Raw genomic sequence first — 15370 nt, 5'->3', positions numbered from 1 at the left:
TAACCTCTTACTGCGCTTGTACCCGCAGCTCAGCTGCGGAACGACTACGGTGACCCAACAATGCTTTGACATCACTGGACTTCGGTTTTACCAGGGCAAATTTAGGCGCCCATTCCGGCCAGTTCGCCAAAATCTCTTCACCACGGGTCGATGCGGTCAGCTGTACGTGTTCGATGATCAAACCGCGCAGATGCTCTTCATGGATAGCCAGATCGGCTACTTCCAGGACTTCAACCAGTTCCGGGTTAACACGTTTGCGGAATTCGCCATCTTCATCAAGAACATAAGCGAAACCACCGGTCATGCCTGCGCCGAAGTTGACGCCGGTACGGCCCAGCACACAAACAATGCCGCCGGTCATATATTCACAACCGTTATCGCCGATGCCTTCCACCACGGTGATGGCACCGGAGTTACGTACCGCGAAACGCTCACCCGCGCGGCCTGCAGCAAACATTTTGCCGCCGGTTGCGCCATATAAACAGGTGTTACCGATGATGCTGGCTTCGTGACTGCGGAACGCAGAACCAATTGGCGGACGAATGGCAATGCGGCCACCCGCCATACCTTTGCCCACATAGTCGTTCGCGTCGCCGGTCAGCATTAAATCTACGCCGCCTGCGTTCCAGACGCCGAAGCTCTGGCCTGCGGTGCCGTTGAAGTTAATACGCACCGGATCAGCCGCCATGCCCTGATCGCCATGTTTCTCTGCAATCGCACCGGACAACATAGCGCCAACGGAACGGTCAGTGTTGCGGATATCAAAGTAGAACGCTTTGCTCTGTTTTGAATCGATATGCGGCGCGGCCTGTTCCAGGATGTCTTTATTCAGCTGACCCTTGTCGAACGCCGGGTTGCTTTCAGTGCAGTACACCGCTTTGCCTTCATGCGGCGTGGCCGTTGCCAGTATCGCAGAAAGGTCGAGATTGTTTTGCTTGGCGGTGAAACCGTCCAGTTCAGTCAGTAAATCGGTACGACCAATCAGATCCACCAGCTGGCTGACACCCAACTCGGCCATGATTTCACGGGTTTCCTGCGTAATGAACCTGAAGTAGTTCACTACGCGTTCCGGCAGTCCGTGATAATGGTTGCGTCGCAGTTTTTCATCCTGAGTTGCCACGCCCGTTGCACAGTTGTTCAGGTGGCAAATACGCAGGTATTTACAACCCAGCGCCACCATCGGGCCGGTACCAAAACCGAAGCTTTCTGCACCAAGAATCGCTGCCTTGATGATGTCGAGGCCGGTTTTCAGGCCGCCATCAACCTGCAGACGGATCTTATGACGCAGGCCGTTGGCCACCAGTGCCTGTTGTGTTTCTACCAGGCCCAGTTCCCACGGACAACCGGCATACTTCACCGAAGACAGCGGGCTTGCGCCGGTGCCGCCATCGTAGCCAGCGATAGTGATGAGATCCGCGTAAGCTTTTGCCACGCCAACGGCGATAGTGCCGACGCCCGGTTCAGACACCAGTTTCACCGAAATCATCGCTTTCGGGTTGACCTGTTTCAGGTCGAAAATCAGCTGCGCCAGATCTTCAATGGAATAAATATCGTGGTGCGGCGGTGGAGAAATCAGGGTCACGCCCGGTACGGAATAGCGCAGTTTCGCGATGTACGGCGTCACTTTGTCACCCGGCAACTGGCCGCCTTCGCCTGGTTTTGCACCCTGCGCCACTTTGATCTGGATAACGTCAGCATTGACCAGATACGCCGGGGTTACACCGAAACGACCGGAAGCCACCTGTTTGATTCGGGACACTTTATTGGTGCCGTAACGCGCCGGGTCTTCGCCACCTTCGCCGGAGTTAGAACGTCCGCCGATGCTGTTCATCGCTTCGGCCAGAGATTCATGCGCTTCCGGGCTCAGTGCGCCGATAGACATCGCTGCGGTATCGAAACGGGTAAATAAACCTTCCGCCGGTTCAACCTGATCAACAGGGATCGGCTGGCCTTTTGGCGTGACTTTCAGCAAGTCACGCAGTGTGGCCACCGGACGCTCGTTTACCAGTTTGGCGTATTTCTTATAATCGTCGTAATCACCGCTGTTGACAGCGGCTTGCAGGGTAGTGACCACGTCCGGGTTATAGGAATGGTATTCGCCACCGTGGACAAATTTCAGCAGGCCGCCCTGATCCAGCGTTTTGCGTTTCAGCCACGCGCGCTTGGACAGGTTCAGTAAGTCCTGTTCGAAGTCGCTGTAACCGGCACCGCCGATACGGCTGACGACGCCGTTAAAGCAGGTGTTGCACAGATCCTTCGCCAGACCGACTGCTTCAAACAGTTTCGAGCAACGGTAAGAGGCGACGGTTGATATGCCCATTTTGGACATGATCTTGTACAGGCCTTTGTTGATGCCGTTACGGTAGTTCAGCATCACTTCACGGTATTTCTTCTCGATGACCTGGGAGTCGACCAGTTTTGCCAGGGTTTCGTAGGCCAGATACGGGTAAACCGCAGTGGCACCGAAGCCAATCAGCACGGCGAAATGGTGCGGGTCACGGGCGCTGGCGGTTTCAACAATGATGTTGGCATCGCATCGCAGGCTTTTTTCAACCAGACGCAACTGCAACGCACCGACGGCCATGGGTGCAGGCAGCGGCAGGCGGTTCGGGGCGATATTGCGGTCAGACAGCACCAGCAGAACCGCGCCGTTACGCACTTTCTGTTCGCCTTCGTCACAGAGTTTCTGGACGAACTGCTCCATATTTTGTTCGGTCGGATCGTACGTAATATCCAGCGTTTCCGCGCGATAGTGTTTGCTGTCGAGTGTGGTCAGCTGTTTAAAGTCAGACCACAGCAGGATTGGCGATTTGAAGCTCAGACGGTGAGCCTGACCTTCGGCTTCGCAGAACACGTTCATCTCGCGGCCGATGCTGGTCGCCAGAGACATCACGTGGGCTTCGCGCAGCGGATCGATTGGCGGGTTAGTGACCTGCGCAAATTGCTGGCGGAAGTAGTCATACACGATACGCGGACGGCTGGAGAGCACGGCAAATGGCGTGTCGTCACCCATGGAGCCGACGGCTTCCTGACCGTTTTCACCCAGTACGCGGATGATCTGATCGAGTTCTTCGCTGCTGTAGCCGAATTGCTTCTGGAAAGTTTCCAGTAAGGTGTCTTCCAGCTCACGGCTGCCCACCTGATCTTCCGGCAAGTCTTCGAACGGCACCAGACGCTGAACGTTTTTCTCCATCCATTGCTTATAAGGATGGCGGCCCTTCAGATCGTTGTCAGTTTCTGCAGAATGGTGGATTTTGCCGCTGCGGGTGTCGATCACCATCAGCTCGCCCGGTCCGACGCGGCCTTTTTCGACCACTTCGTCCGGCTGATAATCCCAGATGCCAACTTCGGACGCACAGGTGATCAGCTTATCTTTGGTGATGACATAGCGCGCAGGACGCAGACCGTTACGGTCAAGGTTACAGGCGGCATAACGGCCATCTGACATCACGATACCGGCCGGGCCATCCCACGGCTCCATGTGCATGGAGTTAAAGTCGAAGAATGCGCGCAGATCGTCGTCCATGTCCGGGTTTTGCTGCCAGGCTGGCGGCACCAGCAAACGCATGGCGCGCAGTAAATCCATCCCGCCTGCCAGGAACAGTTCCAGCATGTTGTCCAGCGAGCTGGAGTCCGAACCGGTTTCATTCACGAACGGTGAGGCGTCTTGCAGATCGGGGATCAGCGGCGTTTTGAATTTATACGCACGGGCACGCGCCCACTGGCGGTTACCGGTGATGGTGTTGATTTCGCCGTTGTGCGCCAGATAGCGGAAAGGCTGAGCCAGTTGCCAGCGCGGTACGGTGTTGGTCGAGAAACGCTGGTGGAACAGGCAGATGGCCGATTCCAGACGCAGGTCGGCCAGGTCTAAATAGAAGCGTGGCAGATCCGCAGGCATACACAGGCCTTTATAGATCGTGACCACGTTGGAGAAACTGCACACATAGAAGTCTTTATCCTGAATGCGTTTCTCAATACGGCGGCGCGCCATATAAAGGCGGCGCTCCATGTCACGCGGACGCCAGCCGGCAGGCGCGTTGACAAAAATTTGTTCGATGCGGGGCAGGGAGGAAAGCGCGATTTCACCGAGTACGTCCGGATTGGTCGGAACGTCACGCCAGCCCACCACGGACAGCGTCTCGTTTTGCAACTCTTCTTCAACAATGCGGCGGCTTGCCTCAGCTTCTTTTTCATCTTTGCTGAGGAACAGCATGCCAACGGCATAGTTTTTCGCCAGACGCCAGCCACGTTCTTCAGCAATCATGCGGAAGAAGCGGTCAGGTTTCTGTAAATGAAGGCCACAGCCGTCGCCGGTCTTGCCGTCAGCAAGGATCGCGCCACGGTGTTGCATACGGGCCAGCGCGTGGATCGCAGTACGCACGACCTTATGGCTAGGTTCGCCTTCTATATGGGCGATCAGGCCGAAACCACAGTTGTCCCTCTCTTGGGATTTATCGTACAACATTACGTGAACCTCCCCAGGCTCTGCGAGACTCTCACACCAATCGCGAGCGGGCTTATACACAGAGGTTTGTCCGCAATTTCGCGCACTCTTGCGGTGCGTTGATTGCCCGGACATCTCCGTCAAAGGCCTCTCGTGATGGTTCTCACAAGTGGTGGTTGACTTGTTTTAATGAGGGAGTCTTCAATTACTGCATAAATATGACGAGTTGCTCACCCGTCGAGATTGCTTCCAGCGGACTCCCAACTTAGCGAGAAAGCACAGACAGGTCAAATGGCGATTTAAGTTATATTAAAAGTGATATAAAGAGATTTAATTATTTGAAATATATATGTTTTGTGGGGTTTTTGCTGGCATATTTCCGATGGGGGCATGCACGTAAAGTGTGAGCTGACTCACTATGGGGAAAGCGTAAGATCTCCGCACCGTGCTGGCAGGGGCGTAATTACCAGTATTTTATACTGGAAAATACTGTACCCATGCGGTTTGTCACTGTTTTTAACCTGACAGTAATAATGTGTTAGTCCGGTGTTTGTAATAAGAATTATTCATACTGCCACGAATGACTTTATTTGCAGTAATAATGAATAGTTATGCCTGTGCGAAACGCACCGGGAGAGAAAATATTCGGAGGATAAAAGGAAAAAATGTTAGCTGGACGGCAGTTGGCAACGCGTGCAGCCTGATAAAAGCCGGCCGATATTAATAATATCACCGCAGATAATAGTCAATAACTCTGCCCTTATTTCCTGCATTGCACCATGACAAGCCCCTGCAAGGTGCATCTCACAAACTTCACGCTCAATTTATCCCCTGCCATCACGCCGGTGAGGTTTTGCGGTATGATTCAGACGACTTCGTTTTAAGGGAAACGTTATGAAGCAAATCCGGGTTTTAGCGCAGTATTATGTCGATCTGATGGTCAAGCTGGGGCTGGTGAGATTCTCACTGTTGCTGGCGTCTGCGCTGGTGGTACTGGCAATGATTGTCCAGATGGCGGTCACGATGCTCCTGCGCGGGCAGGTTGAGAGTATCGACGTCGTTCGTTCCATCTTCTTTGGTTTGCTGATCACGCCCTGGGCGGTTTACTTCCTGTCGGTGGTGGTTGAACAACTTGAAGAGTCGCGTCAGCGTTTAGCGCGTCTGGTCGATAAACTGGAAGAAATGCGCCACCGCGACCTCGAACTGAATCAGCAACTCAAAGACAACATCACCCAACTGAATCAGGAAATCGCCGACCGTGTGAAAGCGGAAGAAGCGCGTCTGGCAGTGGTCGATAAGCTGAAACTCGAAATGCAGCACCGCGAACAGGCGCAGATCGAACTGAGCCAGCAATCTGCATTATTACGCTCTTTCCTCGATGCCTCGCCGGACCTGGTGTATTACCGCAACGAAGACAAAGAATTCTCCGGCTGTAACCGGGCGATGGAACTGCTGACCGGCAAAAGTGAAAAGCAACTGATCGGCCTGACTCCCAACGACGTTTATACTCCGGATATCGCCGAGAAAGTGGTCGAAACCGACGAGAAGGTTTTCCGTCACAACGTTTCCCTGACCTACGAACAATGGCTGGTCTATCCGGACGGGCGCAAAGCCTGCTTCGAATTGCGTAAAGTGCCGTTTTATGACCGTATCGGTAAGCGACACGGGCTGATGGGCTTCGGACGCGATATTACCGAGCGTAAGCGCTATCAGGACGCGTTAGAGAACGCCAGCCGTGAGAAGACCACTTTTATCTCAACGATCAGCCACGAGCTGCGTACGCCGCTTAACGGCATCGTCGGGCTGAGCCGCATTTTGCTCGACACCGAGCTGGACAAAGAACAGCACAGCTACCTGAAAACCATTCATGTCAGCGCGATCACCCTCGGCAATATCTTCAACGATATTATTGAAATGGACAAAATTGAGCGCCGCAAAGTGCAGCTTGATAACCAGCCGGTTGATTTCACCGAATTCCTCTCCGATCTGGAAAATCTCTCCGGACTGCTGGCCCAGCCGAAAGGGCTGAAATTTATCATGGAGCCTGACCTGCCGTTGCCGCGCAGTATTACGACGGACGGCACGCGTCTGCGCCAGATTCTGTGGAATCTGATCGGCAACGCCGTCAAATTCACCCGCGAAGGTGAGATTGTGCTGAGCGTGCATTATGAACCGAACGATATGCTGCGATTTGTCGTGCGCGATTCCGGTCTGGGGATCCCGCAGGATGAGCAGGACAAAATCTTCGCCATGTATTATCAGGTGAAAGATCAGAACGGCGGTAAACCGGCGACCGGCACAGGGATTGGGCTGGCGGTGTCAAAACGTCTGGCGCAGGCAATGGGCGGCGATATCACCGTCAGCAGCGTGCCGGGTCAGGGTTCCTGCTTTACGCTCGTCGTACGCGCACCAACGCTGGATTCACCGGCTGACCTGGCCAGTGACGAAGAAGACATGCCCTTACCGGCGCTGCACGTGCTGCTGGTCGAAGACATTGAGCTGAACGTCATTGTGGCGCGTTCAGTGCTGGAGAAGTTAGGTAACAGCGTGGAAGTGGCGATGAATGGCCATGATGCGCTGGAGATGTTCGATCCTGACGAATTCGATCTGGTACTGCTGGATATCCAGTTGCCTGACATGACAGGGCTGGATATTGCCCGCAAGCTGCGCACCGATTACGCCGGACAACGTCTGCCGCCACTGATTGCCCTGACAGCAAACGTGCTGAAAGACAAAAAAGAGTATCTCGATGCGGGAATGGATGACGTGCTGAGCAAGCCGCTGTCTGTTTCCGCGCTGACCGCGATGATTCAGCAGTTCTGGGATCATCAGCCTGACGTTTCCGTAGTGGAAAAGGAACCCGTAGTGATGAAAGACAGCGAATCGTTGCTTGATACCGCCATGCTTGAGCAGTACATCGACCTGGTTGGGGCGAAACTGATTTATCAGAGTGCGGATATGTTTGAAAAAATGATGCCGGGCTATCTGGCTGTGCTTGATTCCAACATGACGGCACGCGATCAAAAAGGGATTGCCGAGGAAGGCCACAAAATCAAAGGCGCGGCGGGTTCTGTTGGCCTGAAACATTTACAGCAACTGGCACAACAAATTCAGACGCCGACATTGCCAGCCTGGTGGGATAACGTTCAGGAATGGATTGATGAGCTGAAGGCCGAATGGCGCAATGACATCAAAGTATTACGTGACTGGACGGCAAACGCTGAAAAAAAATAACCCCGGCCGAGGCCGGGGTGCGCGAATACTGCGCCAACACCAGGGAAAGAGGTAACCCACGATAGTTTTTAGGGTTCGGTTTTCGCAGGTCTTGGAATTCAGGTTTAAAGTCTAATACATCCTGTAGCAATCAACATAACAAATATAAGCAGAACTGTTACAACATTCATTAAAAACTGTGATGTAGATTAGTCTTTGTCTATACAAAACATCAAGTCTTTATCGCAGGATTTTTGACAGAATACAAATGAAGCATGTTGATGTTGTATTGGCGACATGCAATTTTGCTTATGGAAGTGAACAATAGCAGGCGGTTTTGCAGGTGAATTTGCGACATGCCCGTCTATGAAACCGGTTCTATAAATTGAAAAATTTATGCCAACTTGTTGTAATATATGGTTTAAGTGTGAATTTCAGCGAAATGATCTCTCCGGAGCCAAAAGAGATCTGAAATTTATTTTAAATGAAAAAATTTCACTTAGGTTTATGCGTTTTTTATCTGATAAAAAGGTGCACACCCTGCTGATTTTTTAGGTATCACAGGTGTTGTATTTGACTTAGTGCGTTAACGCATTACGGAATAATTGATGAGAATTTATTCACTTTCACTGATCGGAATCATAAATTAATCTTACGTATCTTTTGTTGATTAGTTTACAAAAATTTTACTTTTTTGCTTAAAAATCAGTCGCAGTGAAAAAAGCAAGAGTTCCTGACTGTTTGACGGAACTCCTTGATGGTAGTGGTTTAATCGGAATTTTTCGTTCTGAATGTAAGCAAAAGTTTCATTGTTATTGCTCAATTGTTAGCAATATTGTGCAGCATTTCGCTAGCCTGATCTTGCAGGTTATTATTGAGATTGATTAGATGGTCGGATGTGTTGTGGAAAGCGCCAAATGAATAAAATTACTCGAAAAGGCCTGTTGCGTACGCCGCTGTTATGGCTAAAACGCGCAGTGATACTGTTACTCTGCTTATGGGTAGCGGGCATTCTTCTTTTTTCTTTTTTACCCGTGCCTTTTTCTGCCGTGATGGTGGAGCGCCAGATTTCCGCGTGGCTGACCGGTGATTTTGGTTATGTTGCACATTCGGACTGGGTGCCAATGAGTGAGATTTCCTCACCAATGGCGCTCGCGGTGATGGCGGCGGAAGATCAGAAATTCCCGACTCATTGGGGATTTGATGTCGATGCTATTCAGTCGGTGCTGGATAAAGACGGCGGAAAAATGCGTGGTGCTTCGACATTATCCCAGCAAACCGCTAAAAACCTGTTTCTGTGGGATGGGCGCAGTTGGGTGCGTAAAGGGCTTGAGGCCGGGCTGACCGTGGGTATTGAAACCGTATGGACAAAACGTCGCATTCTGACGGTGTACCTGAATATCGCGGAGTTTGGTGATGGCGTCTTTGGCGTCGAGCAGGCTGCGCAGCATTTCTTCCATAAACCGGCCAGCCGCCTGACTGCGTCTCAGGCCGCGTTACTGGCGGCGGTGTTGCCGAATCCGCATCTGTTTAAGGTGAATGCGCCTTCTGCGTATGTCATACGCCGTCAGCAATGGATCCTGCGTCAGATGAGCCAGCTCGGTGGTGAGTCTTTCCTGCAAGAGCATAAACTGCATTAGAGCGGATGATGTTTACATTAAAAAAAGGACAGCCTGAGCTGTCCTTTTTGGTTATAACGTACTGAATTATTTCACGTAGCTATTTAACGTAAGTAAAGGCCGTGGTGACGTGTTTAACGCCGCTCACGCCAGCCGCTATCCCAGCCGCTGACTTACCTTCTTCCTGCGTCACCAGACCCAGCAGGAACACTTCGCCGTTTTCGGTGGTGACTTTGACGTTAGATGATTTAACCGAATCACTGGTCAGCAACTGAGAACGGACTTTGGTGGTGATCCACGTATCCATTGACGCTGTGCCCATGCTGACCGGCTTACCGGTACGGATTTCGTTGTACACTTCCGTTGCGCCTTCAACACCCATCGCAATTTGTTTTGCGCGAGAAGCCATATCCGCCGTCGGCGCCTGACCGGTTAACAGGACTTTACCCTGATACGCAGTCGCCACGATGCGGGCTTCGTCTTTCAGTTGTTTATCTTTACTCACCGCATTAGAGACACGGGCTTCCAGCGTGCTGTCATCAACCTGAGTGCCGACCGTACGTGGGTCAGTCGTTGTTTTTGTTGCGACGCCAGCCGCACCAACTACCGCAGCGGCGACACAGCCTTGTAGCAGAAGGGCGCTTAACAATACAGCAAAGAGAGGACTCGCCTTCATGGGATCTCCTTAATCGTCCTGGTGTGGGAACAGCGTGTTATCTATCAGGTCACAGAGACAGTTAACTGTGAGCATATGCATTTCCTGAATGCGGGCGCTGCGATGAGAGGGAATACGGATCTCAACATCATGAGGCCCCAGTAAACCCGCCAGCTCGCCGCCGTCATAACCTGTTAATGCGACAATGGTCATATCACGGGTTACCGCTGCTTCAACGGCTTTGACAATATCACGGCTGTTGCCGCGGGTAGAAATGGCCAGCAGAACATCACCCGCCTGACCTAAGGCGCGCACCTGTTTAGCATAAATTTCTTCATGCAGTCGATCGTTGGCAATCGCAGTGAGCACAATGTTATCTGCACATAATGAGATTGCAGGAAGGCTAGGACGTTCAGTTTCAAAACGATTAATCAGACTGGCGGAAAAATGCTGCGCATTTGCCGCAGAGGTGCCATTGCCGCAGCACAGAATTTTATTGCCGTTAAGCAGCGATTGCACCAGCGTCATCGCGGCGCGGGAAATCGCGTCAGGCAAGGCTTCTGCCGCCGCAATCTGAGTTTGGATACTTTCTGTAAAGCAGACTTTGATTCTATCCAGCACGGGTTTTCGTCCAGTCAGTCGTCGTAATATTTATTCCGCATTGAAGGCATCACGCAGCCATTCTATCTGGCTGCCGGTGATGGCAAAAACATCAAAACGGCAAGATGATGTGTCAAAGCTTGCGTTCTTTCCTGCAAGCCAGAAAGAGGCAGCGCGTAACAGGCGCTGCTGTTTTTGAATCGTCACGCTGGCCGCCGCACCACCAAAACTGGCGTTGCGCCGGTAACGGACTTCAACAAACACCCAGGTTTGCTGGTCACGCATGATCATGTCAATTTCACCGGCACGGCAGGCCACATTGGCCGCCACGAAGGTTAACCCGGCTTTTTCGAGATAGCGTCGTGCAAATGCTTCGTATTTATCGCCGCACGCCCGCGTTTTTGACAAAAAAGACTTCATCAGTACGTCCTTGTACCTGTAATGGCTGAGAATTCCGATCTCTGTTGAGCTGTTTCAGTTTTCTCTTAAGAAGAAACTGGCACCAGCGAACCCTGACGGTATTGCAGCCATGGCAATTTACGGTGGATCACGCAATTGCTATTGGCGCTCAATTCTCCGGTGCTGCCGGAAACCTGGAAGCCAGGCAATGTGCGCATCTGGGAGAAATGATTTGCCAGATTCCAGGCATCGATCCCCATCGCATAGAGACGGACCAGCGAATAGTCGTTACCAAACTTCGCGGCTGCCTGCTGCATCAGCGCAGGGTTACCGCCTGCCAGTAAGGGGATATCGCTAAACTGCACGCCTTCCATTTCGAGACGGTAATCCGGACCGGCACCTGCCTGATAGCTGCGTGAACTGGCGTACACTGAAGGATGCACGCGGCCATTCACGGCCAGATCCAGCATCGGTTTAATCAGCGTCAGTTCACTTTGTGTCGCAACAACGTAGACGGAATCCACTGCGCCACTGGTACTGCCTTGCGTAATCTGTGCATCTGTCGGCGGCGCCGGGATGGTAATGCCACCAATTGTGACACCCTGCGCTTGTGCTGGCGCGGCTGCATCACTGGTGGTGACCGGCGTACCGGTCAGGCGGATACCGCTGCCAATAGAAGAACGCAATTCACCGGCGGAACCGAGACCTTGTTTCAGTACGGTTTGCCCGCCCAGTTTCTGCCATTCGTTAGCAAAAGCCTGCGCGATACGGTCGCCGAAGCTGCCACGCGGCACCAGTAACAGCGGCATACGTTTCTGCTCAGACCACATGTGGCGCGCAGCATCCTGTGCCTCGTCTTCCGGCGAGAGCGCAAAGTAACAGATATTCGGGCTGTTTTTCTCAGTTTCTGGCTGATTGAGCGCTAAAACATTCAGAGGCGTCTGGTCAGAAGCGAGTGCGTTCACCTGATCTTTCAGCAGCGGGCCGACAACCAGCGTTGCGCCATCCTGCTGAGCCTGCGTCAGAAGCGCGGCCAGAGGCTGACCATTGGTATCATACACTTTCACCTGCCCGTTGCTGCTGGCCACGGGCGCAGCGGCTGGGGTTGCGGCAGGCTGAGCCTGGGAAGGATCGGTTTGAGACGCGGTATTTTGCGCGTTGGCGTCCGGTGCAGATGTACTGACGGCTGCGTTCGGGTCTGCCGGCGTCTGAGATTGTGCGTTTGGATCGGTCGGTGCCGTTTGTGCCGCTGGCTGGCTGACCTGACCGCTCATTGCCGCATTAAAACCCTGCTGAATGGCATTCCCGTAAACCTGTGCCGGGCCGCTCATTGGCAGAAACAGCGCAATTTTGCCGGTTGAAGCAGGCTGGAAAGTCAGCACATTATTGAGCTGAGTCGGCAGGCTTTTCGCTGCCGGATTCACCGGATAACGGCGCTGCCAGTCTTTAATCCCGGCTTTCAGTAAATCAGGATCCTGCTTGTTGCTTTGCCAGACGCTGAGTAAATCCAGCCATCCCTGCAGCGTATTTTCATCCGCATTGATCACGATGCTGTTGACGTCCTGTGCGGACATCTGCGTCAGCGCCATCCAGGTGCGGTCAATGTTGTCCTGATGCGGCTGACCTTGTACCAGCGGCTCCTGCGCGATATAGGCGCGGATCACGCCAAGGCTGGTGCGCCCCTGACTGGCATCGATTTGCGCCTGATAATAACGGGCTTTCTGATCGTTGGTCAGATCGTGGGGATCCAACTGGCTCAGACTGGTGGCTGCTGCCGGATAATTTTTCAGCGCAACCTGCACTTCTGCACTGGTCAGTTGCTGTTCGACGGTTTGGGCAGCCGTCAGATTTTGCGGCACTTTAGCCAGCTGTTCCGCCGCCTGAGGCGCTTTGCCTTCGCGTATCAGGGCACGCACTGCAAGCAATTGCCAGTCAGCCTTGTTATCATCACCGCTTTGCTGCGCCTGCTGCAAATAATAGTCAGAGCTGCCGGACGCTGCACCCTGGACACTTTCTGTCGGTGCCTGCGGCGCCTGACCTGAACAGCTGGCAAGAAGCATGGCCACGATGATGGCAGGGAGTAAACGTCCCGAACGGGTACGAAAGGTCATTGAGGAAGGCATTCAGTTTCCAGTGATGTTTTTTTAAGATGCTCAATATTAAATCGGCAATCCGGATGAAACAATGAATCAAGACGATCAAGCAGATATTTCTGCCTCAACGCTGTATATCGTACCGACGCCAATTGGCAATTTAGGGGATATTACCCAACGCGCGCTGGCCGTACTGAACAGTGTAGATTTGATTGCTGCAGAAGATACCCGCCATACCGGATTGCTGCTGCAACATTTCGCGATCACGGCAAAAATGTATCCGCTGCATGATCATAATGAACAGCAGAAAGCTGAGCATTTACTGGCGAAATTGCAGGCAGGCCAGACGATAGCGCTGGTCTCGGATGCCGGTACGCCGCTGATCAATGATCCTGGCTATCACCTTGTGCGTCGCTGCCGTGAAGCCGGTATCCGCGTGGTGCCGTTACCCGGTGCCTGTGCGGCGATCACCGCGCTTTGTGCCGCCGGTTTGCCCTCTGATCGTTTCTGTTACGAAGGGTTTCTGCCCGCCAAAACCAAATCCCGTAAAGATACGTTGCAGGCATTGATTGAAGAACCCCGTACGCTGATTTTCTATGAATCCACGCACCGCCTGTTGGACAGTTTGCAGGATATGGTCGAAGTCTGGGGGCCAGATCGTTATGTCGTACTGGCGCGTGAACTGACCAAAACCTGGGAAAATATTCACGGTGCGCCGGTGGGTGAACTGCTGGCATGGGTGCAGGAAGTCGAAACGCGCCGGCGCGGTGAAATGGTGCTGATCGTTGAAGGCCATAAGGTCGATACCGAAGCCTTACCGGCGGAAGCCCTGCGCACACTGGCATTGCTGCAAAAAGAACTGCCGCTCAAAAAAGCGGCCGCGCTGGCCGCCGAAATCCACGGTGTGAAGAAGAATGCGTTGTATAAATACGCGCTTGATGAGCAAGAGGGTGACAAATAGGGCGTAATACCCTATTATCCGCCGCGGAGTTGACCAGACAGTCGCCGCTTCTTTGCCGTCCCTTTCGGGGGAGACAGAAGGAGGGGAGGAAAGTCCGGGCTCCATAGGGCAGGGTGCCAGGTAACGCCTGGGAAGCGCGAGCTTACGACAAGTGCAACAGAGAGCAAACCGCCGATGGCCCGCGCAAGCGGGATCAGGTAAGGGTGAAAGGGTGCGGTAAGAGCGCACCGCGCGGCTGGCAACAGTTCGTGGCAAGGTAAACTCCACCCGGAGCAAGGCCAAATAGGGGTTCACATGGTACGGCCCGTACTGAACCCGGGTAGGCTGCTTGAGCCAGTGAGCGATTGCTGGCCTAGACGAATGACTGTCCACGACAGAACCCGGCTTAACGGTCAACTCCCTCGTCAACAGAAAGCCCGCGTAGTGTTAACTACGCGGGCTTTCGCCTTTTCCCCGTCACCATTCAAACTGCCGACGCGTTGGCTGCTCTTACTCACCCGAATCGCTTACTTCAGTAAGCTCATCGGGATTCATGCGTTCGCCGCCTTCCTGCAATTTGCATGATTTAGTGGACGTTCTACACCGGCATATCAATCAGCAGCGCCCGTAATGGCGTGCTGGCAGAAACGGTCAGGCTGTTTTCCTGATGGATAAATGCACCGTCACCGCAGGCCAGTTTTTGTGATTCGTGGGTGACCGCGCCCTGTGCATTAATCTGCCCGTGAATTGATTGCAAATAGGCGCGTGGTCCACGAACCGGCAATGTTATTGCTTCACCCGCCGCCAGTGTCAGTTGATGGATCCACACGTTTTGCCGCAGTTGCAGGCTGCCCTTTTCCCCGTCTGGTGAGGCCAGCAGGAAATGCGTCGCCTCCGGCAGTACCATTTTCTGCGTTAACGGATTCTCGTGTTCAGGACAGGCATCCAGCCACAGTTGCATTCGCGTCAGTGGCTGGGTGGTGCTGGTGTTCAGTTCGCTGTAACTGACATTCGCCTGCGTCGACAGCAACGCTGCTTCACCGGCGCTGACCTGCATGCTGTTGCCTTCGCTGTCGCGGTATTCCGCCGAACCCTGCAACACCAGATTCAGCACATCCACGCGCGGATACGTGCGCGGCTGGAAACTGGCGCCGGGTGACAGCACTTCCTGATTCAGGACGCGCAGGGAAGCGTAGCCCATCAGCTTGGGATCAAAGTAATGGCCGAAGGAAAATGTATACCGTGCCTGGAGCCAGCCAAAGTCAGCGCTACCGCACTCTTTTGCCGTTCTGCTGGTAATCATGGCGGTCGCCTCTCTTAAAAATTTCGATGTATAAATGGTAAGCGTCTGGACGTGTGATTGTTAGCCAGTTAATCTGGTCGCTATATTCAAATTTCCTGAAAGAG

At 53.1% G+C, this 15370-nt stretch carries 9 protein-coding genes and 1 other RNA gene; 4 read left to right on the top strand and 6 right to left on the bottom strand.

Going from position 1 to position 15370, the window contains the following annotated elements:
• Positions 1-7 precede the first annotated feature (7 nt).
• Positions 8-4465, bottom strand: coding sequence for a glutamate synthase large subunit (gltB, locus tag GW591_RS14710; protein ID WP_112151045.1), 4458 nt, complete (start codon positions 4463-4465; stop codon positions 8-10).
• An 873-nt stretch (positions 4466-5338) separates the two neighbouring features.
• Here gltB and arcB point away from each other — a divergent pair.
• Together arcB and mtgA are read left to right on the top strand one after the other, a co-directional pair.
• Positions 5339-7678: an aerobic respiration two-component sensor histidine kinase ArcB gene (gene arcB, locus GW591_RS14705; RefSeq protein ID WP_112198094.1), complete on the top strand. Its 2340-nt coding sequence runs from the start codon at positions 5339-5341 to the stop codon at positions 7676-7678.
• A gap of 896 nt (positions 7679-8574) precedes the next feature.
• On the top strand, positions 8575-9297 hold the full coding sequence (gene mtgA, locus GW591_RS14700) for a monofunctional biosynthetic peptidoglycan transglycosylase (RefSeq protein ID WP_013577232.1): 723 nt from the start codon (positions 8575-8577) through the stop codon (positions 9295-9297).
• Between the two features lie 79 nt (positions 9298-9376).
• On the opposite strand, the gene dolP is transcribed toward mtgA, so the two are convergent.
• The 4 genes from dolP to GW591_RS14680 all read right to left on the bottom strand — a co-directional run bounded on the left by dolP (position 9377) and on the right by GW591_RS14680 (position 13053).
• Entirely contained in the window at positions 9377-9952 is a 576-nt protein-coding gene (gene dolP / locus GW591_RS14695; protein ID WP_013577231.1) for a division/outer membrane stress-associated lipid-binding lipoprotein, read from the bottom strand.
• Between the two features lie 9 nt (positions 9953-9961).
• A complete protein-coding gene (diaA, locus tag GW591_RS14690; RefSeq protein WP_013577230.1) occupies positions 9962-10552 on the bottom strand; it encodes a DnaA initiator-associating protein DiaA in 591 nt (196 codons plus the stop codon).
• Positions 10553-10582: 30 nt separating this feature from the next.
• Positions 10583-10951 carry a YraN family protein gene (locus GW591_RS14685; protein ID WP_013577229.1) on the bottom strand — a complete coding sequence of 123 codons (369 nt, stop codon included), beginning with the start codon at positions 10949-10951 and terminating at the stop codon, positions 10583-10585.
• Between the two features lie 65 nt (positions 10952-11016).
• Positions 11017-13053: a penicillin-binding protein activator gene (locus GW591_RS14680; RefSeq protein WP_166860888.1), complete on the bottom strand. Its 2037-nt coding sequence runs from the start codon at positions 13051-13053 to the stop codon at positions 11017-11019.
• 61 nt (positions 13054-13114) lie between these two features.
• Between GW591_RS14680 and rsmI the strand changes: the two genes are divergently transcribed.
• Both rsmI and rnpB read left to right on the top strand, forming a co-directional pair.
• Positions 13115-13984, top strand: coding sequence for a 16S rRNA (cytidine(1402)-2'-O)-methyltransferase (gene rsmI / locus GW591_RS14675; RefSeq protein ID WP_013577227.1), 870 nt, complete (start codon positions 13115-13117; stop codon positions 13982-13984).
• Between the two features lie 25 nt (positions 13985-14009).
• Positions 14010-14388, top strand: an RNA gene (gene rnpB, locus GW591_RS14670) — RNase P RNA component class A.
• A gap of 173 nt (positions 14389-14561) precedes the next feature.
• Here the strand turns inward: rnpB and GW591_RS14665 are convergent.
• Positions 14562-15266, bottom strand: coding sequence for a pirin family protein (locus tag GW591_RS14665; RefSeq protein WP_166860884.1), 705 nt, complete (start codon positions 15264-15266; stop codon positions 14562-14564).
• Between the last annotated feature and the right edge of the window lie 104 nt (positions 15267-15370).

This window comes from Rahnella aceris (assembly GCF_011684115.1).
GTDB classification, from domain to species: domain Bacteria; phylum Pseudomonadota; class Gammaproteobacteria; order Enterobacterales; family Enterobacteriaceae; genus Rahnella; species Rahnella aceris.
This window is presented reverse-complemented; position numbering and strand designations above follow the sequence as displayed.